The organism is Neisseria sp. P0008.S010 (assembly GCF_051962715.1).
Classification (GTDB): Bacteria; Pseudomonadota; Gammaproteobacteria; order Burkholderiales; family Neisseriaceae; genus Neisseria; species Neisseria elongata.
The window spans coordinates 1-227 of sequence record NZ_JBQCVA010000469.1; the positions used below are offsets into that span (position 1 = coordinate 1).

The following is a 227-nucleotide window of genomic DNA, read 5'->3' on the forward strand; positions in this document are numbered from 1 at the left end:
GCTGATGTTTCGGAAATCGGTTTGTTTGGGGAAATATTGTCGGATGAGTCCGTTGGTGTTCTCATTCAGCCCTTTTTCCCAAGAATGGTAAGGGCGGCAAAATAGGTTTCCGCCTTCAATACTTTGGCTATTTTGGTGTATTGATAAAACTCTTTGCCGTTATCCATGGTGATGGTATGCACCCTGTCTTTATGTGCCCTTAATGCCCTAATGGCTGCCCGGGCAGT

Annotated in this window: 1 pseudogene; it reads right to left on the reverse strand. The window is 45.8% G+C overall.

Annotated elements, in window-relative coordinates:
- Window positions 1–227 (reverse strand): annotated as a pseudogene (locus ACTHSL_RS14375) (IS30 family transposase); the annotation flags it as partial.